Here is a 20,461-nt window from a genome sequence, read left to right on the forward strand (position 1 = left end):
AAGAGGAATGAAGTTAACCATAATTTATTGCCACACTGAAATCTACATTGAGTTCGCTAATACGCTCTTGAATCGAAGTAAAGTCAGAGGTTTGAAGTGTGTCTGCAATCTCTGCTCTTATGGGGTCTAAATCCACATACATCGTACAGGCGAGTAGCGCTTGCTCATCGAGCAGAGCCTGCGACTTGAAACGTCCCTCCCAGAATGAACTTTTGAACTCATCTTCGTTATTTGCCTTGCGGGCTATCTCTTCATTGAGGCAGCGCACCTCTTCATTAAATCAAGGGCAACTAATACTTGATAAGCGTTCCTACCATTCTGCAATCAAACCATTAAGTAGTATTTTCTCTCCCTCAATAAGAGCTTCACCTTTCATGTATTTAGTGGCGATTTCATTACCGTGAAACAACTGCTGCCAGCGACTAATCACATCTCGATGGCTTAATGCATTAACTTCATTCAAGTCAATTTTTAACACTAGATGGTAGTGGTTACTCATCACCGCATAAGCACAAACATCAATACAAAATATGGAAGAGAGTAGCTTGATTTTATCGACAATCCAGTCACGTCGATGTTCAAAACTTTTACCTGTCAGTTCATCTTTTTCACAGAGGTAAGCCATTCTGACACAACGGTTTATCACATAATAGAGCGGGGTTGTTTGTGCATCAATTAAGGTCCTGCGAGCTGAAGTCATAGTCGCTATCCCATATAAAGAGAAACTGAGGTAACTTAAAGCTAAGTAGGGGATAGCTGAAAAGACAAAAGATATGGCTGTCCTCTGTTTTTTCTTTGTTTTAGAACCTCAAAGGTGCAAAGTAACGCTCGCTTAATAGATGCGACTTTGCGAGCCCTTAATTAACGCGCTTGTTAAATTCATCGGTAAGTTCTAATTAGATGAGCCTTACATGCAGAAGTACGAGCCTCAGCGTAAAAACCAACAACTAGCGCAAGTATCCCAGCTATAGGTAAAGACCAAAATCCTATTCCCCACATCATCGGGATTTTGATACCCAACCATGATTCTGAATAGGAAGGCAAGAGAACCATTGTAACCAAAGACAATAAACCAAATGCTCCAGCAGCTGTTTGTCTTACTTGAAGCCTCTCTTGAGGAGTAAGACCATACTTGATAGTGCCTTGGCAACCAAGGCACACATGTACGCCGTGCTGAAACGGGGTTGCACAATGACCACAGGCATGCATTTCAACTTCAGGCTCTGCAGATTGCCCATTTGTCTTCAATATCGTTCTTTGAATAGCATTTGCTACGCGATTAGCATCACCGTTCCAAAGTAAGAAAAGTTTATCATTTAATAGAGGAAACTCTTCGATGATCCCATCAACTTCAGTCTGCGTCCCAACTAAAACCGGTATTATGATTGTTCTGTCAGATTTAGCTTCTATGTCAAGTACTGCCCACAACTCCTTTTTTGGCCAATGTTTTGCCATAAAAGCACGGCTTAAAATTACTACAACAAAATCAGAGGCTCTAATCCCTTCGTTAACCTTTTCAGTTATACTATCACCTGCTGTAATTTCTGCTTCGTCAATCCAATAGCTAAGATCTCGATCAGATAGGCAAGTAGCTAATGGCCTAGCAACAGAAGCTTTATCTTCGCTTGCGTGACAAATAAAAATATCATGTTTCAAATGCACCAAACTCCCTTTCCTAATGATCACCGTTCTCAAGCTCAGTAAGATCTTCAACTCCAGCCATATCAGCTAACATTTTTGTATATATTATTAGTACGTTTTGGATTTCGGCAAGTTCAGCTCTAAATTCTTTGCATTGCTCAGGGTTATCAAAAGCACCATTAAGCGAGAGTCTATGCCACTTGGCTGTAAACGGCCTGACTATTTGGTTTAGTACGACAATTGCAATCTTAGTAAACTCGACACAATAGCGGCCATTGTTTTTCATTACATCGCGTGTAGTTTCAAATATTGAAAAAACACTAGCTAATGCAGCCTTCTCGTCACCATGAGCAGCATCTAATGGTTGTGAGGTAATTCTTGTAAGCAGTTCAATGTATAGCTCCCAAGCGGCTGCTTTATCCTCATCTTGAGGATTCCAGTCCATTTCGAGAAAAGGCGTTTTGATTTTGAGGGAGGTCATGTCCCAGTTTTCTAACCACTTTGACCACTTCATATTTAGCTCCAACTCATTGAAGAACGATTCTGTCCAAACATTTCACGTGAATTATCAGGGTTGAGCTGTCTACGACGAATAAAAGCTTCATGAATCCATTGTTGAACGGTATATGGATCATTTGACCAATTGTAGATCTTGGCAAAACCACAATCCAAATTGTCTTGCAGCCTTGGAGGTATAGTTCCTTTATTGTATTTACTTGTATCTGTTCTTGGGTAAGTGGGAAGAATAATACCAATTAGGCCTGTTCTTGAGTTCAATTTTGTATCGCGAATACTGGATGATATTTCCCAATCAACATGCTTTCTTTTCCATGTTTCCGAGCCAATCAAAACTACACTTACGCTTGCTGTACGGATGAATTCATCCCTAATTTTTTGGCGTATGGTTTCTGTTTTTATAAATAGGTCAATGTCACCATCGTTGACAGCCTTAGTTTCTAAAATGTCATAAACTCCAGAGAAGAGCCTCTCAAATTCAAGTTTATAAGGTTCATCATTTTTGTGGTGGTAACTAATAAATACATTGTGACGATTACTCATTCTTTCTCCCTCTAAATTTAACTGTGTATTGCTTCGTGCTATCACTAAGTCTGATTTGCAAGTTTTCTCAATAACTCTTTATGCTGTTCTTCTGTCATTAAGTCGACTGAAGATATGTCAGCTAGCCGAGTAGGTTCCATATTCTCTAATTTACCAACCATCCCTTGTAACTTTATTTCGTCTCTTATAATAAAACGAGCCAGTTCAATATTACGTTGGGCTTTATCTTTATCGATGTAAGTGCTAGGGCTAACAACTTTCCCATCGGATGAAATTCCAACATATAGAGAATTGTTTTTATGGTTGTTCCGCAGATCGGAAGATGCTTGTGCTTTTTTCATAATATCATCGAAATATTCTTCATTTCCAGATATGAAAATTGTTGCAGTATGACTAATAGTCTCTTGATTTAACTTAGACTTGTGGTCTCTCAGACGCTTCATGGTCTGTTTCCAATCAACTTCAACACCTGCAATCACTCTACGACCAGCAGCATATAGAATATCTCACTTGGCGGTTTCTTCCCTAGCTATGTGAGATAATGTATATGATCAAACATAAGCCATTTTTTAAAGAGAATTTCTGATCCTCGGTGCAAGTTTTGCGCATTATCTACTAAAGCCTTAACGTATTTATCGATTTGCCTGATAGTTAGAGACATCTGGCGCTCCTTTAATTTTGTTATTCTGCTTACTAAGCCATAGACACTAAATTAAACATTTGGTACGCCCCAAGTTGTATATACGCTTAATATTTTTAGGGAAATTTAGATGAGCGGATCTTAAATCAAACTTGTTTGAAAAGGTTCAGCATACTTATATTTCTGTTTTGGCCTCTTACCGCTAAATATCGTTCTACAGCGCTTGTCGACCTCACACGCTCCACTATTTTCCATGTCCATAAGGGTGTATATGCGCTCATCTTTGGGCAGGAAATGGAATAACTCATCCATAAGCCAGATTTCGTTGTACTTCTTAGCAATCTCGAATTGATTTAAAGTAAACCAAAAGAGGCACTCTTCACTGGTCATGTCATCTCGGTCAGAAAATATCCAGTTAATACCCCTTTCACACCCAGGGCCTGAAATAACAAAATTATGCTCTGTAAAGGGAAATTCTTTCAGATAAGTGAAATCAATGAAGATCTGGTAGGCGAGAAATTTCCCAATACCAGAGAAACTCATTAGGTGTGAGTAAACATCTAATTGTGAACGAGCTTTAGATACACCTTGTAGGATACTGTTCTTGTTGTAGTAAACAAACTTGATCATCCGCAGTATCATGTTTTCTTCAGTTTTCCCCTCAACCGCCAGGACTGCTTTCCCAAAGTTTACCTTTGGGCCCCCTAAAATATAGGCTGCACTGAAAAATACATAGTTGGAATTAATTCTCTCTCTCTCTGTTAAACGATTTCTATACTCACTATTAATTTGGGCTAGGGTCAGTCTTTCAAACTCAATAGGCCCTCCCAATAAGTCTAAGGTCTCCCCTTTGTTGATTACACGGAACAGGAAACAATTAAGTAATTTATCTTCAAATGACATCGATGGATTGTCTATTACATTAGATAGCAGCCACCTAGTTTCTTTATCCCACTTTCTCTTGGTATTAACAAATTTGTACTTGGCTAAGATCGGGTCCGTCGTCCAAGGGGGTCGCTCTTTGAGAATCTCTTTCTTATAGAAAATTGCAGTTCGCTCTCTTTGGTGGTGGAACCATTCTTTGACTACTTCAGGGTTTAGGGTAGGGGTGGCATTCTTAACCTTATCTTCGCGAATATTGCAAAATAAGGTATCTTTCTTATAGTTCATTTTTTACCTCATTAACGAAAAAGTGCTCAAAGCTCTCGATCCCATCAAACTTGTTCTCAAAAACGTAGTCTGCATGAGGTTTGTTCTTCTCTATTTCATTATCAAAGTCGTAATCCTGATAGATAGGCTCGGATGGCTGAAGATAAATTATCTTGAAATCATTATTTCTACACCAAACAAACTCTTCATTAGTTCTAAGGTCACTAATCACAACGTTACTATATTTTCCCGCTCGAAATTTAGAATCTAACATCCTAATAAATATTAAATTCTCTATCTCGCGAAGATGATTCAAATGAAGCCAAATGTTTCTGGGGGAAGTGGTTATCCTCTCATTCTGGCTGGTCAAAATATCCAATGGCTCTTCTTTCACTAAAGGAGGGTAGTCACGTTTTAACCAAGGATAAATGTTAGTGGCAAGCTCTTTCAGTTGATCACTAAAGGATAACCTTTTGAAATCGTGAATAGAGCACAAATGTTCAGCAAGATAGTCTTTGCCAGCTCCAGATATACCCATCAAGGCTAGTTTCATCGCTCTACCTGAGGCTGTTTCTTAAAGCCACTATTAAGAACGCTGTACCTAAATTCTTCAGAAGTGTGGTGTAAATCTATTTCTTGATGTTGGTCTGCTTTTTTCTCGTACACGAAACAAAGGACGCTAGTTGTATAGTCCCAGAGTAAATTACCTACAGTTTTAACACTGTAGTAATCGAAAACAGCTCTTGCTTCTTTTACTCCAGAGTCAAATACAAATTCGTCACTGGTGATAAATCCTGTAATCAAATCAACGAGATTTTCAAAGAATTCCTTGTTTAACTTTATTTCGCTAGGGAATGCCATTGTGCACGATGCATGAAGTTTAAATTGCTGTAAGGCATGGTTTTCTATGACATTACAGGCTTGTTTTTCAGTAACATCGTATAAGTGGAGATTGGTGACAGAGTGGTTGTAATAGCCCATTGTTAACGTATCATCTACTTCTTTCTTCAGATGTTGCAAAACAAGCTCTTGTATCACAGTGAACTCGAATATGTTGATGTTGCAAACACCAAATAAGATATCACCAGACCTTTGTGTTACTTTTAAATTTAACTTTTTATTTGGAGTAACGTAGAAATTTAGTAAGTTATTACAAGGAACGTCGAGAGTATTTTCTAAGTTGTACTTGTCTCTCAAAGATGTATGAGTATCTTCAGATGGAAAGTACAAACTCAGCACTGCTCGCCTGGTGAATACACCATCTTTTTTGAAGCACTCTAAGATGTTCTCCAATTGTCCAAAAGCGTACAGCCTTTCGCCGTAGGCAGCTCTCCAAGTCATACCATCATCAGAATAGTTTGGAGCTCGGGGTATAAAAAACTCTAAATAGGGCTTGATATCTTTCCTGCCGGCCAAGACCCAGAACGTTTCTGCAATCACAGCAAAGATATTGTTTGTTCTTCCCACCAAATTAAGGTGACGCGCTCGTGAGTTTTCTAGAATTAACTCAGTATTGTATAGGGTAAGAGTGTTTCCATTTCTGGAAGGCACGCTATGACCATCTGATGTGATTTTTTTTAGAGCCCTGTATGTGAGTTCGTTGATGCATTGTCCTTTAATGATTTCAATCATCTACTTTTTCCTTAAAGTCATAGTGTTACATCAATACCAATGAAAGGAACATTATATTGTTCTCTAGCGGAAACTCTATAGACCTAATTTTTTTGGTCAACCTTTAAATAGGAGAATATGTCACCAACATTTTGGATGTTTGACGTTAATCAAATAATGAACATTTTTTTAATTGTTTGAAAATGTTTATTTTTATTCAATGGGCGAGTTACTGTAGAATAAAATTTGTGCGCGTATACGGTTATTGAATGGAACATTTATCTGTGTAAGCTATTTTACTATCTCATATCAACAATTTTAGGTTAAACGTATGGCTAAAACGATAAAGAATGTTTTTATAAGTCATCACCACAAGGATGATTCTAGTGTTGATGGATTAACAAAGTTGGTTTCGAAAAAGGATTATGTGTTTAGGAATAGCTCTATACGGGTAAAGCCTGAAAATGAAGCAAGAATAAAAGCTAAGCAATTAAGCGATAGGACTATCGCACGTTTATTGCGAATGAAGATGAGATGGGCAAGTCAGGTTATCGTTGTTATTGGGAAAGAAACTCATAGTCGAGATTGGGTCAATTGGGAGATTAAAACTGCCCATCAACTAGGAATACCGATCATCGGCGTGTTTGAAGATGGTTTAAAGGGCCAAGTTGATATTCCGGAAAACCTAGAAAAATACGCATCAGCTGTCGTCGGTTGGAGAGCTGATTCAGTTGTAGGTGCATTAGATGGGGAGAGCAACTTTCAAAAGCCTGATGGTACTGCTTGGCCTAAGAATGAGGGGGGGCATTTTACATGTTGATTCAACCAGGAGCTTCACTGTTTAGTTATGCAATCACAAGGGATTTTGGTTTTGCTCCTAACCCTTTTAACGGTATCTGTTCACTTGCCACGTGCAAGCCTCAAATCAGAAAGCATGCGAAAGTTGGCGATTGGGTTATGGGCGTTGGTGGAAGTCAGCTCAAACAATGCAAACGAAAGTGTATTTTTCTTATGCGAGTATCTGAAATTGTCCAATTTCAGCAGTATTGGAATGACCCTAGATTCTCTCTAAAGAAGCCATGCAGAAATGGTAGTCAGGTACAATTACTGGGAGATAATATTTATCATAAGGCTGAAGACGGAAGTTGGGTTCAAGAAGACTCTCATCATAGTAATGAAGATGGCTCAATCAATGAGCTCAATGTAGAACGTGATACGGGCTCTACTGAAAATGTTCTCCTGTCAGATTACTTTTTTTATTTTGGAGAGAATGCCGTTCCGGTAGATCTTGACTTGATAGGCTATAAAAGAATACGTGGTCATAAAAAAACTTCTTTAAGCCCTGAAGTAGGTGGTTACAAATTGATTACGAAAATGGCTTCAGAGTACCGTTCTAGCAAAAATATGCTCCTTGGAGACCCTATAAGTTTTGAACTCTCTCATAAGCGAGTTAATCAGGAAACAGGGAAGATTTCTTAACAAACATGGAAACCCAAATGGACTACTTACCCCCCCTATCTGTAAGTTTTGTTTGGCATCCGTCAGATAAGGATGTTGTACGACCTATTTTAGATTTCTTACAACGAAATTTGGCACGTAACAAAGATAAGCCCTTTTCTAGAACACTAAATATTCCCCTTTTTTTCTACAGCTCTCAGTCTGCAAATACCGTTCCCAACACTTTTCCTCATGCAAACTCAAGCACCAGCATTACGTTTGTTTTTACGAGCAAACATACAATTGGTGTTCCAAGTTGGAAAGCGTATATAGAAGAATCTCCAGTTACTGATTCAACTTTTATTGTCCCTATTGCGATTGATTATTTTGGCTTAAGTCATGGTGGCAATATTGCAGGTATAAATTGCATACGCTTAGGTGACTTCGAAGCTTTATCACCAGAGCAGGCAGTTATGTCGGTATCTGTTTCAATGATTCATGAAATAACTCGAGGGTTGAATTGCTCTGGTGATCTATCTAAAGAAGCAGTAGGTACAGATTCATCTTTGAAACTGTTTTTGAGCCATTGTAAAACGGGAAACACTGGGGTTCGTTATGCTACAGCACTTAAGCGTTATATTGACGACTCCAACATGACTCGTTTTTTTGATGTGGATGAAATTTCCCCTGGGTTTCCTTTTGAAAGTGAAATTTCTCAGCACATCGCTTCATCTACCTTGGTGATATTAGAAACTGATGAATACTCTTCACGTTACTGGTGTCAGCGTGAAGTCCTACTCGCTAAGCAACTAAGCCGGCCAATTATTGTTGTCAATTGCTTGGAGAGTTTTGAAGATAGAATTCTTCCTGCTTCATCAAACGTCCCTTCTCTTCACGTTGAAGCGTGCTCAGATTTGAGTCTCGACGATATTTTGCGAATCCTCATTACTGCATTGCTGGAATCACTTCGGTGTACTTATGCTCATAAGAAACTTGAGGGGTTCAAACTGGCAAGATGGATACCGTCTGAAAGCTTAGTTTTAGCAAGGCCTCCCGAAATACAGCAGGTTGTAGAGCTCAAGGGTGAGGGGACAACAATCAACAAAATTTGCTACCCAGAACCTCCAATGTATGAGGAGGAAACCACGTGGTTAGCTTATTTTAATATGGAAGCGTTTACCCCTTTATGGCGCCAAGAGGACAATAATATATTTGAGAGCTTCAGTATTGGTATATCGATCTCTGACCCTGCTTATGATAGTGGGGCAACTGACCACATAAACCCTGATTCTTTGACTCATTTATCACAGGATCTTGCTCGACACCTGCTTGCTAGGTCAGCTTCTCTTATCTACGGCGGAGACCTAAGAGATAATGGTTTTACACAGTTCATACTAGACGAGGCAAGGGTACTTCAGGAGCGTTTAAAGCAAGTAGCTTCTCCGGTTAAGAACTTCCTCGCCTGGCCACTGCACCTTGATAGTAAGTCGACAATTCAATTCAGAGCTAAGTATGGTGATGCAATCACTTTAGTAGAGTGCATAGCTCCTGAAGGTGTGGATGCAGAAAAGTTTTTACCACCGGATACTCCAGATAATTTACTGCATTGGTCTAGAAGTTTGACGCAAATGAGGCAGGACTTAGTAAGCGAATCAGGAGTCCGTATTTGTGCAGGTGGAAAATTCTCTAATTTCAAAGGGAAGATGCCTGGGGTTCTTGAGGAAATTATGCTCGCCTTGGACTCTGATAAGCCGCTCTATCTTCTTGGTGGTTTTGGCGGTGTAGTGGGTGAAGTCTCAGATGTACTTTTGCATAAGCAAAAAATCGTGAAGTTGTCTCAAATATGGATTCAAGATAATCAGGCCGGTTACTCGGAGTTACAGTCCTTAGCTAAAGCAAACAACGAGCATTACGACTCTCTTAAAGTTGAAGATACACTACTCACTTTAGATATTGCTTCATTGTCGGCTAATGCAGGCCTTAGCGAGAATGACTATCGCAAGCTAATGGTGACGCCGTTTGTGGATGAATGTGTTCACTTAGTAATGAAGGGGATCAAAAAGCTGAAATTATAGATACTGTTCTAGCAAGTTTTGTCCAAAAACGTGTTTAGTTGTCATAAACCAGAAACCAGAAACCAGAAACCAGAAACCAGAAACCAGAAACCAGAAACCGAAATCGAAGAGACAAACATTCAGGTGTGAACGCGGCTGTGACCGTCCGTGACAAGGACGTCACGGCCGAGGTTATAGGGACATATTCCACACCGTGTCACAGAAGTGTTTGCACTTAGGCCCACGGCAGGTGATTGGTAAACATGAAGCTATGGTATTCAGCAAACAAACCAAACACCAAACCAGTCCAATGAACCCAATCTAAAAAATATTTGAAACTTGTTATTCGACAAGTGTTTAGTCTTAGGCTGCGAAGAGAGTCGTTAAGCTTCGATAGGATGATATGTGGGGGATCGCATTTTTTCCCACCATAAGTCATCCGCTAAAATTTGCCCTTCGTGATCGACCTGAGGATAGGGAATATTTTTGCGTTTGCAAGCCTTGGCGTAGATTGGGTGGCCTTGCTCAAAAAGCATTGTCTGGCAGTATGCTTCATCGAGTTTTCGCGTACCATACTGTCCCGCTGCTTGCCTTTGTCTTTGAGCTTCATACATCACGAGTGCTGAGGCGACCGAGACATTGAGTGACTGCACCATGCCGATCATGGGAATAATAATATGTTGATCGGCGGCAGCGATCCCTTCAGGACTTACACCGTCATGTTCATTGCCTAAAATGATGGCGGTTGGACGGGTGTAATCAATGTCTCGAAAATCCACCGCGTTATCTGAGAATGTGGTCGCTAAGATCTGCATCCCTTGGGCGCGTAGTGCTTGCTGGGCATCATCCATATGATAGTGTTTGATTGTGTTGACCCATTGCTGGCTGCCAGAAGCGGTATTACCCGACACTCGCATCTCGATATCCGGCCAAACTGCATGAATTTGATGGATGCCAACGGCATCGGCGGTGCGGATAACTGCAGCGATATTATTGGTCTTATGGACTCGGTCTAAACAGAGAGTGAGATCGGGTTGGCGGTTATCTAGCATCTCATTGATGCGTGCAAAACGTTCTGGGCTCATGGTTATTTCTGATATGTTCTATTAAATAACAAAAGGGCGCCGTAGCGCCCTAGTATGAAGGTGAGGAAGAGTTAAATCTCCATCACGCCATCCATCTCAACTAGAGAGTCTTTCGGCAGTTGCTTCACGCCAATTGCAGCGCGAGCTGGATAAGGTTGGCTAAAGTAGCGTCCCATGATCTCATTGACGGTGGCGAAGTTACTTAAATCTGTCATAAATATATTGAGTTTAACAATGTCACCGAGTGATCCACCTGCAGCTTCACACACCGCGATTAGGTTTTCAAAAACCTGAACAACCTGAGCGTCAAACTCATCACTTACTATCTGCATATTCTCAGGGTTTAGCGGGATCTGACCAGAAAGATAGACTGTACTGCCAACTTTAACAGCTTGAGAATAGGTTCCGATCGCCTGTGGTGCTTTATCGGTTGCGATAATGATTTTTTCTGCCATAACGCTCTCTCTAATTTAGTGTTGAGTTTGTAAGTAGTTACCTGTTTCTCGAGGTGCGAAGTACTTCAGGAAGCACCCTGATACGTCGCATCACGTTGGCTAAATGAACTCTATCTGTGACGGAAATGCGTAAATTGATTAAGAAAACTCTACCGTCACGCTCTTCTGTGCTCAGGTTGTGAATATTTGCGCCTCCGGCGGCGACAATAGAGGTGATTTTTGCCAGTGCGCCTTGGTGGTTGACGATTTCTACGCGTAAATTAGCTTGGAATTCGGCACCTTCAGTGTTGTCCCACTGCACTGGAATATACTTGTCTGGTTCACCTTGATACCCACGGATATTGGCACAGCTTTCCATGTGAACGACTAAGCCTTTACCTGGACTCACATGGGCAATGACGGCATCTCCGGGGATAGGGCGACAACAGTTGGCGAATGTGACCAACATACCTTCAGCGCCACGGATCGGCATCATGTTGGACTCTTTGTGCTCATGTGGGATCTGCGCTTGATCGCCTTTAAGACGCTGGGCGATCACTATGCTCATGGCATTACCTAAGCCGATGTCGATGAGGAGTTCATCAAGGGTATTATGTTTTGTTTCACTGACGACTTTGTCTATTCGCTCTGCTGGGATCATGTCTAATTTGGTTTCACCCAATGCATGATTAAGTAGGCGTTTACCTAAGATCACCGCGTCTTCTTCTTTAAGACTTTTCAGCAGTTGACGTATTTTAGCTCGCGCCTTACCTGTGACGACAAAGTTCAACCAGGCCGCATTAGGACGAGCACCTTTAGCGGTCATGATCTCGACGGTTTGACCTGAAATTAAAGGTTGACTGAGTGGGTATGCCTGACGATTAACTCGAGCACCAACACAGGTATTACCTACATCTGTATGCACTGCGTAAGCAAAATCGACCGGCGTGGCGCCAACCGGAAGCTCTAAGATGCGACCTTCAGGGGTGAAAACGTAAATCTCTTCTGGGAAAAGTTCAGTTTTAAAGTTTTCAACAAACTCAAATGAGGTGCTGGCACTTTGTTGCAGTTCGAGCAGGCTCTGCATCCACTTGCGTGCACGAACTTGTGTGGTGGTGCCTTGTTCTGTAGAGCTGTCTTTCTTGTAAACCCAGTGTGCTGCCACGCCTTTATCAGCCATTTGGTCCATATCTTCAGTACGGATTTGAATCTCAACGGGGACCCCGTGTGGACCAAACAATGAAGTATGCAGTGACTGATAGCCGTTGGCTTTTGGGATGGCGATGTAATCTTTAAATCGGCCTGGGCGTGGTTTATATAAACCGTGCATGGCGCCCATTACGCGATAACAGGTATCGATGGAATCAACAATGACGCGGAAGGCGTAGATATCCATCACTTCTTGAAATTGGAGCTCTTTACTGCGCATCTTATTATAGATGGAGTAGAGGTTTTTCTCTCGGCCCTTAACGGTGCCAGGGATCTTAGTGTCTTCGAGACGAGTATGAACTGCGGCCTCGATACTTTGAATCAATTCTTTGCGATTACCTCGAGCAGCTTTAACGACTTCTTTAAGTACACGATAACGCATTGGATAATAGGCTTGAAAACCAAGGTCTTCCAGTTCAATCTTGATATTGTGAATACCAAGACGGTTAGCTATAGGAGCATAAATTTCGAGGGTTTCCCGCGCAATACGTCGACGCTTGTCTGGCCTTAAAGCCCCAAGGGTGCGCATATTGTGGGTACGATCGGCTAATTTGATAAGAATAACTCGGATATCTTGAGTCATCGCCATCATCATTTTACGGAAGTTTTCAGCCTGAGCTTCTTTCTTGTCGCGAAATTTTAACTTATCGAGTTTTGAGACGCCTTCGACCAATTCGGCGATTGATTCACTGAACAATTCAGCAAGTTCATCTTTGGTTACCGAGGTGTCTTCAATAGTGTCGTGCAGGAGAGCAGCCATAAGCGTCTCATGATCGAGACGCATATCGGCCAGGATGCGGGCGACCGCAACCGGGTGTGTGATATAAGGTTCACCACTTGTGCGCATTTGACCTTCATGGGCATCACGCGCCACTTGGTAGGCCTGCTTGAGTAATTCTACCTGATCGGGTTCTAAATACCCCGATGCAGACTCTTTGAGACCTTCAAACAGATACAAGTGGAAACACTCCTTATATTATATTGTTGCGACCTTCGGCAATCGCAGCAACAGCAGCTATTTCAGCAGCCTCACGTTCACGAACAGTTTGGCGCTCATCGGCGTCCAAAGTATCTGCTGTGACTAGACCAAGTTCGATTTCGCGTAAAGCGATAACCGTTGGCTTGTCGTTCTCTTCCTCAACCATAGGGTCTTTACCCTGCACGGCGATTTGGCGAGCACGACGCGCTGCAACCAGGATCATATCAAAACGGTTGCCGATTTTATTTACGGCGTCTTCTACGGTTACGCGAGCCATGTGTGGAACTCCAGTGTTAGGATGAAAAATGACGCAAAATTGTACACTAAGGCAGCTATTCTGCCAATAGATCTTTAAGCATATCATTTTGAGTATGAATTTGACCAGCGCCAGTTAAGCGCTGACTGCGAATTATAGCGAGAAAGTCGCCAAGTGCAGTATCAAAATCATCGTTAATAATGATGAAATCATACTCAGCATAATGAGATATCTCAGATGTTGCCTGAGCCATGCGGGAAGCGATCACTTCTTTACTGTCTTGACCACGGCCTGTTAAGCGCTTTTCTAGCTCGGCTTTCGATGGTGGTAAAATAAAAATACCAACCGCTTCAGGCATCACTTCTTTTACTTGTTGAGCGCCTTGCCAGTCGATATCGAGAAATACATCGATACCTTGGTGTAGGGTCTGCTCTATCACTTTGCGCGAGGTACCGTAGTAATTACCGAATACTTCAGCCCATTCGAAGAAGGCATTTTCGGCGATTAATGCCTTAAACTCTTCGGTTGTGACGAAATGGTAATGCTGACCATCAACTTCGCCCGGACGCGGTTTGCGGGTGGTATGTGAAACCGATACTTGCTTATCTGTTGGCTTGTCTTTAAGCAGATCAGATATGAGTGAAGATTTACCCGCACCGCTTGGCGCAGATACGATAAATAGATTTCCGCGTACGGTCATTTGCTAAGTATCCAAAAAGATTAAAACGAAGGTGGCTCCCAATATATATGTAGAGGGAGCCGTTCATTATACAAGCCAGCTCCCCATTGGCGCTAGTGTCAGTTGTGCTATTTTCGGCTTTGTGGGCATCTTTAGTGCTATTTATTGGTGTCTGTAGAGAGGATTTGTCATGCTGGGACTGACTTTGGCGGGTAAATTAGTTAGTCTGTTGGCGGCTGAAACTTATCTTCTGCTAAGGTTTGATTGAGCCTTTCTCCTTGAACTTACTTTTAGGTATTTAATTTAATGCAGTATAAATCTCTTTTTTGTGTGAGGGGACGAGATAATTGGCTGAGGTTTTCGGTCATAAGTGGCTCGCTTTATCTGGTTTTACTATTGGGTTTTGTGTTGATTGGCGCTGGCGGAGGAACTCTGTTTCTAGCCTTGTTACTTGCACCTATTCTTGGTTTGAGTACGTTAAGGAGAACACATGATATTGAGCGACAATCTTGGTTTGTAGCGCTAGGTCTGTTTCCTTTTATGCTTTTTTCGCTCTCTTTAGCTAACGAAAGCGTTATGGTTTCATTGATCAGTATCGTTATTGGGGGGGGATTCACGCTCTTTTTGGCGCTGCAACAATCGCCACAGCGCGCAATATTTTATTATCAAGGCTACTTTGGCCCACTGGCTTCACCACAAAAAGCTCGACGCTATTCTAGGGTCGAGCCTACGTTAGATGGCTCAGTTCCAGAAGCTGAAGAAGTGAGGACTTATGATGAGGATCGTACCACGTCATCCCATCAGAACACGGGATTAAGTCGAGACTCTGATGAGGGAATGACCTTTACACTCTGGCTTATTTGGGCCAAGCGAAATCAGAAATTGCTATTAGGACTTGTGGGCAGCTGTTTATTCTTGATGCTGTTTAGTGGCCTCTGGTCAATATTGGCCTCATCTGAAGATGCCCCTGAGCTGACGCCAATTGAGCAAGTACCTCAAAACCCGGTTGAACGTAGTGAGGTCAGGTTGCCCGATGGCTTTAGCTTAGTGTTAGAAGAGGACCTACTCATCATGCGCTGGCTTGGTGAAGCCGACGCCCCTGGTGTTATCTGGTCACTAGCAACGGCAAAGGGTGATAATAGCTGCGCGGAATTGGTGTTTAATAATGGCAGTCAGTATCGGCCTGTATCCGTTGCGCTTATGGCTGATACGAGTATTGAGGCGCGCTTTACGCCACTCGATACAGCAGAAATTATTAACGATATAGCCCTTAGAGGCAGTCTGAAACTGTGTGGTTATAATTTTAGTTTAAAAGGCAGTCAGTCTGCATTAGCAAAAAGTGGGGCATTTGTGCCCTATTTAACTTGAACTGGATAAAGGCAGGTTTTCTCTTTAGACTGCACGGCTCTATGCGAGTCGCAGTCATATTTTGACTGAAATACCAGATGATTACAGCTAATGACTATAAATATCAAAGATGAAGTTCTGACTTTAGTGATTATGGCCGCAGGCCTAGGTAGCCGTTTTGGAGGGGATAAACAATTAGCAGGTTTTGGCTCCAATGGCGAAACCATGCTGGAGTTATCCATTCTATCCGCTAGCCGAGCGGGCTTTTCTAGCGTTGTGTTAGTCATAAGGCCTGAATTAGAGGATGCGTTGCAAGCTATCTTTTCTGTGAGGTTAGCAAGCAAGCTTCCGTCAGACTTTAGCTATGACTTTTGCTATCAGGCGATGGATGATCTTCCACAAGTTGCATTAGCGGCTCTATCTGATTTTAGCCATAGGGTAAAACCTTGGGGGACAGCGCATGCACTCTGGTGCGCACGGGATAAAGTTAAAGGTAAAATGGCGGTGATAAACGCCGATGATTACTATGGTGATAGCGCTTTTGAACTACTTTTTTCCGGTTTAAATGAATTTAAAACCGATTGGATGTTAGTGGCTTATCCTTTGTCATTGACGCTGTCTGAACATGGCGGTGTCAATCGCGGTGTTTGTTTGGTTGAAGATGGGCAACTGCAGAGTGTTGCCGAGTGGACGGATATTCGACAGAAGGCTGCTGGTTTAGTGGGAAGCTGTAAGGGAAAAGAAGGTATGTTGTCACCTTCGGTTCCTGTGTCTATGACCTGCTGGGGCTTTACCCCAGATATATTTTTGGCCATTGAAGCTGAGTTAATTCATTTTATTGTCGCCCATGGTCAGGAAGCCAAATCTGAGTGTTTTCTCCCGGATGTGGTTCAGCATAGTATGGTTAAGGTGATCTCTGAGAATCATGGGCTAAGTCAAAAATGCATTAGAGTGAAAACAGCTCAGGAATCTTGGTTTGGTGTGACCTATCCTCAGGATGCTGAGAGGGTAAAACTGAAGCTTTCAAAGCTCGTATACAACAAGCGTAATGGAGTTATTAGTGATTGATCTTGTTAGGCAGCTAGTCCTGCCACGTTTTGGCATTCCAACTTTGGATGCAAGTGTGTCTCCACTAGGAAATGGTCACATTAATGAAACTTTTCTGGTTCGCTGGGGCTCGGGCGAACTGGTACTACAGAAAATAAATACTGATGTGTTCAAGACACCCAATGCGCTAGTTGAAAACGCTGACAAGATAGCAGTTCATCTTGCCGAAAAGCACGCTAATGATGAATATAAATTAAAAGTTGTTGGTCCACTACGCACTCATGATAAGCAGCTTGCGCTTGATCTTGGTGAACAAGGTTTTTGGCGGGCAATTAACTACCTTCCCCATAGTCATAGCATTGAAGTGGTGACTAATGAGGAGGAGGCATTTGCGGCCGCTAAGGCATTTGGCCATTTCTCGTTAGCATTGAGCGACCTCGACGCTACAGGGCTTGAGGATGTTATCCCACAATTTCATCATCTCCCAGGTCGTATGACTCAACTAGAGCAGGCCGTTGCCCAAGATAAGCTGCATCGATTAGAGGGGTGTCGTGATTGGGTTGAACTGGTTTTTTCACAACAGTCTCTGTTACAGGAGCTAGCTGAGATCTCCGTTAAGCTGCCTTTAAGAACTTGCCATAACGACACTAAAATTAACAATATGTTGTACGACAAGCGCGATATGAGTAGCTTGGCGATTATTGATCTTGATACCTGCATGAAAGGTTACCTGATGTACGATTTTGGTGACATGGTGCGAACCTTTACTTCACCGGAGGAGGAGGACTCTAAGGCATTGGATAACGTCCATGTGCGTGAGTCTATCTTTGCTGCTATCTGTCGTGGATATTTGAGCGAACTCGGTGCTGTACTGGGTGAAGATGAGAAGAGAAGCCTATGGTTAGGTGCTCGGGTTATCTGCTTGATGATTGGGGTTCGCTTTTTAACCGATCACCTCAATGGCGACGTTTATTTTCATGTTCACCATGAAAATCATAATCTAGAACGGGCAGCGAATCAGTTCACCTTGTATCAAAGTTTGTTGGCGCAAGAACAAGAATTAATTAAGTATTTTAACTAACTTATTGGCTCTTTAGGGCTGATAGGTTAATCGTCATAGGGACGAAGCAGTTGTGCTTCGCCTATTTTTTTATAACTACTTGGTTTTTCAATTTGTTGGACTAAAAAATTATGTCGAAGGGCTGGTTTTAGCAAATGCTCGAATATATTGACCTGATGATTGTGGGGATCTAACCAGGCATCTTGAATTGCACTTGACTGCGGCAGTATAAGTGGACTGGCTTTGCTGTGAAACTCTTCCATGTCTGGATGAGGAGGGTTAGTGATTATGGAGCAAGAAACTTTATATTCCCCGGTTTTAGGATGATGCCACTCCTGAAATAAGCCTCCTAAGCTGATAGCTGAATCTTGGGCAATAAAGTCGTAATATTCTACTGAGCGGCCTCGTTTTTCTGTCTCACCGAAACCTTTCGCTAAAATAATACAGCGATGTTCACGGAAGGGGAGATAACTGGCTGAACCTATCTGGTTAAGCTTGTCATAACGAGTATTGAATGAAGTGTATTTGCTGGGCTTAAATCCTTCATAGCTGATCTCTTGTAATAGCCACCAGATTGCAGGTTGCAGTCTTCTTACGCCATCTTGTTCCCTGACTATGCTGATCTCGTTGGTGGGCATTTTAAAGCGATTGAAGTTCATTTCATTAGGATTAGAAACGCCTAAATCCTGCATTAATGTACGCATAAAAAGATCGTCTATCATGTTGAGGCGACCGCACATATAAAATTTCTCCAGCCTAATCTGGTGTTGATCATAACTGTCTATGTAGGGATGCATCAACTTTTATTAAAAGGACTAGAACAGAAGAGAGAAAATTGATCCAAACACCCCAGCAATACTTTCACCGGCGATACAACCCGCTGCAATAGCGAGTAAAAAACGTTGTGACCATTTAGGCGCCAGTAGTCGAAGAAACCACGCTAAGACAGCACCGATAAATAGCATAATACTAATTTGAGCGGGCAGAACAAAGGCGAGCCCCATCGCTGACATACTTGGTAGGTATCTGTGCCATTTATCCTGCACTATAAGTGGCAGCAATTCATTAATTGTCGCCGCAACAATTCCAATAAACATGGCATATCGTGCCGATTGAGGGATAGCGTCTAATCCCTCTGTGAGTGCTATGGCAATGATTTTCCAGGTCGCGACACCTGGTGCTGGCCACTGCTCTGTCATTAGTTGTTCGGCAGGGTTTGGGATCAGTAACATAAAAATTGCAGCGCTCGATAAACAGCCAACTATAATCCCCATAGTTTGTGCAAATACTTGATGTCTTGGATTGGTTCCTAGTATATGTCCGGCTTTAAAGTCATTAAGAAGATCGGTTGCTTGGCCAGCCGCTCCGCCCGCCACATTGGCAGTCATCAAGTTAGTGGTAACACTGCCAGGACTAATTACTGAAAATGAGAGTTGAGATAGTTTTCCGAGTGCGCCAATCGGCGGGATCCCGGTTTCACCAACGACTTGTGCGGCAACAATAGCAAATATAAAGGCGAGAGGAACGGCAAGTATGGCGGCAAACCAGCTGATATCGAATAAGTTGACCTGAAGAATCACAATGACAGGGGTTAGCGTGCCTAGTAGTAAAAACTCCTGCCAGCCCCACATCAGGGAAAGTCGGCCTTTCTTATCTGATTTAAACAATGTTATCGCTGTTGTGGTAATTGCTGAAGCTAGCATCATGGCAACACCCGGCCAGACGAGCCAATCTATGATGTATGTAAACCAGCTGCTATCAATGGGACCTGCTTGCTCCCACCCTTGACCAAGAATATAGGGACCTAATCCGAGCCATGCAATCAGACATCCAATAAACAGACTGATAGCTGCCCTTGTTCCTATGATGGTGCCGAAGGCTAATAACATATAAGAGGGATCAATGATAAATCCAAGGTTTTTGACACTGATGCTGGATCCTGCCATTTCGCCTTGGCCGGGAATTGAAAAACTTAACGGTAATTTATAACTGACTGGAATGAATATACGGTGGCTAATGGCGATTATCATGGCTGACAGTAGTGCGATAATTCGTTGACGAGCGATACGACCACTGCTAAACATATCGGTGATCACTTCAGCTGTTGCAATACCCGCGGGGAATCTGAGACGTGTGTTACTGAGCATGGCGGGACGAATCGCTGATGCTACGCAGATCCCTAGTAAGCTGATCGCTATCATCCAGAACACCATGGGCCAATATTCAAACGGGGAATCTGTAAGAATGAGGTAAGCGGGAATAGGGGCAACAAGTCCAGCCGATACGGTTCCTGCCGCTGCCGATGCAGTAGTCTGCTGAATGCTGGTTTCTCGAGGACTCCAAGCTCTACATCCTATGCTAGTTTCTACTGTTTTCCAGCTAACAAAGCCAAGTAACGTGGCCAGTATCGACATGTTCATGGACCAACCAATGCGTAGAGCCATATAGAGGTTACACAACACGAGTAGGCTGCCAAGTGACATGCCTGTTAGGATGGCTCTAATAGAAAGAGGTTGTTGAATATTATCGGTTTTAGGCATTATTCTTAGATAGTTTAAATCATAGGGGAACAGTATAAACGATCAACAGATAGTGTCACATCAAGGGGCAATAAACCTGTGGAATCAGAACAACTGGACAGTTTTACTGATGGATTGTGATAGAGGTTGCATATATCAGATAAATTTCGTTCATATTTCAAAAGTGCCCTAGTGAATAGGGTCTAGTCATATGCTGTACAAATGACGAATAAGATCACAGTTTTCTGTAACTCG

At 42.4% G+C, this 20,461-nt stretch carries 20 protein-coding genes and 1 pseudogene; 6 read left to right on the forward strand and 15 right to left on the reverse strand.

The genetic code is table 11. From position 1 onward, the window contains the following. Nucleotides 1-46: 46 nt before the first annotated feature. From HWQ47_RS01850 to HWQ47_RS01885, 8 genes and pseudogenes are all read right to left on the reverse strand, one after another. Nucleotides 47-700: pseudogene (locus HWQ47_RS01850) on the reverse strand (alpha-amylase family glycosyl hydrolase); the annotation flags it as partial. A gap of 179 nt (nucleotides 701-879) precedes the next feature. Next, the gene (locus tag HWQ47_RS01855) at nucleotides 880-1,656 is read right to left on the reverse strand and encodes a toll/interleukin-1 receptor domain-containing protein (protein WP_269969508.1); all 777 of its coding nucleotides are present in this window, start codon (nucleotides 1,654-1,656) and stop codon (nucleotides 880-882) included. Between the two features lie 19 nt (nucleotides 1,657-1,675). Next, nucleotides 1,676-2,155 (reverse strand): hypothetical protein, encoded by a 480-nt coding sequence (locus HWQ47_RS01860; protein ID WP_269969509.1) that lies wholly within the window; start codon nucleotides 2,153-2,155, stop codon nucleotides 1,676-1,678. Nucleotides 2,156-2,157: 2 nt separating this feature from the next. Then, entirely contained in the window at nucleotides 2,158-2,700 is a 543-nt protein-coding gene (locus HWQ47_RS01865; RefSeq protein WP_269969510.1) for a TIR domain-containing protein, read from the reverse strand. A gap of 44 nt (nucleotides 2,701-2,744) precedes the next feature. Next, nucleotides 2,745-3,203: an AbiV family abortive infection protein gene (locus HWQ47_RS01870; protein ID WP_269971639.1), complete on the reverse strand. Its 459-nt coding sequence runs from the start codon at nucleotides 3,201-3,203 to the stop codon at nucleotides 2,745-2,747. Nucleotides 3,204-3,481: 278 nt separating this feature from the next. After that, entirely contained in the window at nucleotides 3,482-4,510 is a 1,029-nt protein-coding gene (locus HWQ47_RS01875; protein ID WP_269969511.1) for a nucleotide kinase domain-containing protein, read from the reverse strand. Continuing rightward, nucleotides 4,500-5,042 carry a hypothetical protein gene (locus HWQ47_RS01880; RefSeq protein ID WP_269969512.1) on the reverse strand — a complete coding sequence of 181 codons (543 nt, stop codon included), beginning with the start codon at nucleotides 5,040-5,042 and terminating at the stop codon, nucleotides 4,500-4,502. Before HWQ47_RS01880 ends, HWQ47_RS01875 begins: the two co-directional genes overlap by 11 nt. Next, on the reverse strand, nucleotides 5,039-6,121 hold the full coding sequence (locus tag HWQ47_RS01885) for a thymidylate synthase (RefSeq protein ID WP_269969513.1): 1,083 nt from the start codon (nucleotides 6,119-6,121) through the stop codon (nucleotides 5,039-5,041). Before HWQ47_RS01885 ends, HWQ47_RS01880 begins: the two co-directional genes overlap by 4 nt. A gap of 310 nt (nucleotides 6,122-6,431) precedes the next feature. Here HWQ47_RS01885 and HWQ47_RS01890 point away from each other — a divergent pair, with 310 nt between their 5' ends. From HWQ47_RS01890 to HWQ47_RS01900, 3 genes are read left to right on the forward strand one after another with little or no spacing between them, the layout of a single operon-like run. Beyond that, a complete protein-coding gene (locus HWQ47_RS01890) occupies nucleotides 6,432-6,920 on the forward strand; it encodes a TIR domain-containing protein (RefSeq protein ID WP_269969514.1) in 489 nt (162 codons plus the stop codon). Further along, the gene (locus HWQ47_RS01895; protein WP_269969515.1) at nucleotides 6,914-7,579 is read left to right on the forward strand and encodes a hypothetical protein; all 666 of its coding nucleotides are present in this window, start codon (nucleotides 6,914-6,916) and stop codon (nucleotides 7,577-7,579) included. The genes HWQ47_RS01890 and HWQ47_RS01895 overlap by 7 nt, the downstream gene beginning before the upstream one ends. A gap of 17 nt (nucleotides 7,580-7,596) precedes the next feature. Continuing rightward, nucleotides 7,597-9,612, forward strand: a complete 2,016-nt coding sequence (locus HWQ47_RS01900; protein WP_269969516.1) for a hypothetical protein — start codon at nucleotides 7,597-7,599, stop codon at nucleotides 9,610-9,612. Between the two features lie 362 nt (nucleotides 9,613-9,974). Here the strand turns inward: HWQ47_RS01900 and trmH are convergent, their stop codons facing one another. The 5 genes from trmH to gmk all read right to left on the reverse strand — a co-directional run bounded on the left by trmH (nucleotide 9,975) and on the right by gmk (nucleotide 14,254). After that, nucleotides 9,975-10,676 (reverse strand): tRNA (guanosine(18)-2'-O)-methyltransferase TrmH, encoded by a 702-nt coding sequence (trmH, locus tag HWQ47_RS01905; protein WP_269969517.1) that lies wholly within the window; start codon nucleotides 10,674-10,676, stop codon nucleotides 9,975-9,977. A gap of 71 nt (nucleotides 10,677-10,747) precedes the next feature. Further along, nucleotides 10,748-11,131, reverse strand: a complete 384-nt coding sequence (locus tag HWQ47_RS01910) for a RidA family protein (RefSeq protein ID WP_269969518.1) — start codon at nucleotides 11,129-11,131, stop codon at nucleotides 10,748-10,750. 37 nt (nucleotides 11,132-11,168) lie between these two features. Beyond that, entirely contained in the window at nucleotides 11,169-13,277 is a 2,109-nt protein-coding gene (gene spoT, locus HWQ47_RS01915; protein WP_269969519.1) for a bifunctional GTP diphosphokinase/guanosine-3',5'-bis pyrophosphate 3'-pyrophosphohydrolase, read from the reverse strand. 13 nt (nucleotides 13,278-13,290) lie between these two features. Beyond that, nucleotides 13,291-13,575, reverse strand: a complete 285-nt coding sequence (rpoZ, locus tag HWQ47_RS01920; protein WP_269969520.1) for a DNA-directed RNA polymerase subunit omega — start codon at nucleotides 13,573-13,575, stop codon at nucleotides 13,291-13,293. A gap of 55 nt (nucleotides 13,576-13,630) precedes the next feature. Continuing rightward, complete coding sequence (gmk, locus tag HWQ47_RS01925; protein ID WP_269969521.1) at nucleotides 13,631-14,254, reverse strand: guanylate kinase; 624 nt, start codon at nucleotides 14,252-14,254, stop codon at nucleotides 13,631-13,633. Between the two features lie 285 nt (nucleotides 14,255-14,539). On the opposite strand from gmk, the gene HWQ47_RS01930 reads away from it, so the two are divergent. The 3 genes from HWQ47_RS01930 (at nucleotide 14,540) to HWQ47_RS01940 (ending at nucleotide 17,708) form a co-directional block, all read left to right on the forward strand. After that, nucleotides 14,540-15,601: a DUF805 domain-containing protein gene (locus tag HWQ47_RS01930; protein ID WP_269969522.1), complete on the forward strand. Its 1,062-nt coding sequence runs from the start codon at nucleotides 14,540-14,542 to the stop codon at nucleotides 15,599-15,601. A 90-nt stretch (nucleotides 15,602-15,691) separates the two neighbouring features. Continuing rightward, on the forward strand, nucleotides 15,692-16,648 hold the full coding sequence (locus HWQ47_RS01935) for an NTP transferase domain-containing protein (RefSeq protein ID WP_269969523.1): 957 nt from the start codon (nucleotides 15,692-15,694) through the stop codon (nucleotides 16,646-16,648). Then, a complete protein-coding gene (locus tag HWQ47_RS01940; protein WP_269969524.1) occupies nucleotides 16,641-17,708 on the forward strand; it encodes a phosphotransferase enzyme family protein in 1,068 nt (355 codons plus the stop codon). The genes HWQ47_RS01935 and HWQ47_RS01940 overlap by 8 nt, the downstream gene beginning before the upstream one ends. A gap of 26 nt (nucleotides 17,709-17,734) precedes the next feature. Here HWQ47_RS01940 and HWQ47_RS01945 read toward each other — a convergent pair whose 3' ends face one another. After that, complete coding sequence (locus HWQ47_RS01945; protein WP_269969525.1) at nucleotides 17,735-18,427, reverse strand: SOS response-associated peptidase family protein; 693 nt, start codon at nucleotides 18,425-18,427, stop codon at nucleotides 17,735-17,737. Nucleotides 18,428-18,502: 75 nt separating this feature from the next. Continuing rightward, a complete protein-coding gene (locus HWQ47_RS01950; RefSeq protein ID WP_269969526.1) occupies nucleotides 18,503-20,227 on the reverse strand; it encodes an OPT/YSL family transporter in 1,725 nt (574 codons plus the stop codon). Between the last annotated feature and the right edge of the window lie 234 nt (nucleotides 20,228-20,461).

Origin of the sequence: Shewanella sp. MTB7 (genome assembly GCF_027571385.1) — a bacterium.
GTDB lineage: Bacteria > Pseudomonadota > Gammaproteobacteria > Enterobacterales > Shewanellaceae > Shewanella.